Annotated in this window: 2 protein-coding genes and 1 pseudogene; all 3 read left to right on the top strand. The window is 45.7% G+C overall.

Features of this window, described 5'->3' with window-relative positions; translation table 11 throughout:
- Positions 1–165: 165 nt before the first annotated feature.
- Positions 166–399, top strand: a complete 234-nt coding sequence (locus tag AC6CWS_RS26435) for a hypothetical protein (protein ID WP_228260879.1) — start codon at positions 166–168, stop codon at positions 397–399.
- Between the two features lie 24 nt (positions 400–423).
- A pseudogene (tli1a, locus tag AC6CWS_RS26430) lies at positions 424–952 on the top strand (Tli1a family immunity protein).
- 233 nt (positions 953–1,185) lie between these two features.
- A partial coding sequence (locus AC6CWS_RS26425) for a hypothetical protein (RefSeq protein ID WP_224261798.1) occupies positions 1,186–1,261 on the top strand: 76 nt, incomplete at its 3' end.

The raw sequence follows: 1,261 nt of genomic DNA, 5'->3' as shown, positions 1-1,261 counted from the left end.
GCGCTGAACAAAATGACGAAAGCAGGTATGCCTGAAAGCGTGCGTATTGCCTGAAAACACAACCCGCTACGGGGGAGACTTACCCGAAATCTGATTTATTCAACAAAGCCCTATCAGTCTTCCATTCGGTTGGGGAGTGGTGAAATCCCGGAATCTGACAAGTCCGTGGTGCAAATCGAATTTACCGATAGCCAGTTTGAGAAACTCATGTGTGTCAGTGATACGAGCCAGTTTCTGAGATACGAGAGTGTGCCAGAAGGGATGTTTACTAACCGGCAAGCCGAATTTACAGCCTGTTATGAGGCGATGCTGACCGCAACAGAGCAGAGAATTGTTTTTGATGATAAGCGCAATGACTGGGTTATGGCGCAGGTTATTTCAAATAACTCTGTTACCTGATTAATCCCTCACAAGGAGTGTTAAATGAAATCTCCCTTTCTCTTTTTAGTTGCAGAGATATTTCTGTTAACGGGCTGTAATCAGCCTGCTGAATCAGATTCAGTCAGCGGCGGTGGTGGAACCATCGAGGCCATTAACCATACCCACTGGGCCATCAACCACTATAGTTTCAACGGGCAGTCCGGTGTCGATATTATCGGCCCGTGGCAGGGAGGAGGCGGTGCGGGTTGCTTTGGTGTGCCTCCAAAATGGGAACCGGGAATGACGGTAAAAATTGAGTGGGAAACAGGAGAAGCTTCAACAGATGGCTTTCCAGGATACGATCATTGGGATGAGTATCTTGAATGGGAAAAAAATAAAAGCAAGTTATGTAGAGCACAGTGCAATAGTGCCTGTTCCTGATTATAACGGCCAAAAAACCTGTGGCATCAAAATACACTTCCTTCCGTGCGACAAGATAAAAGTGACAACCAGTTGTTACGATTACGGTAATCCGAATTACCCGATTAAGGATCCGATTAAGATGGAGGAGCCTGAAGTATGTCCAAAATAAATTCAGGGCTGCCAGGGCATGGTTAGCTCCTTTTGACACATGGCTGGGATAGGAACCTGTAATCTCTCATTATCCCCTAAGCAAAGGAATGTTAAATGAAATCTCCCTTTCTCTTTTTAGTTGCAGAGATATTTCTGTTAACGGGCTGTAATCAGCCTGCTGAATCTGATTCAGTCAGCGGCGGTGGCGGAACCATTGAAGGGCTTTGTTGAATAAATCGAACTTTTGCTAAGTTGAAGGATCAGATCACGCATCTTCCCGACAACGCAGACCGTTCCGTGGCAAAGCAAAAGTTCAAAATCACCAACT

The sequence above is a fragment of the Klebsiella sp. M041 genome (genome assembly GCF_059759695.1).
This window is presented reverse-complemented; position numbering and strand designations above follow the sequence as displayed.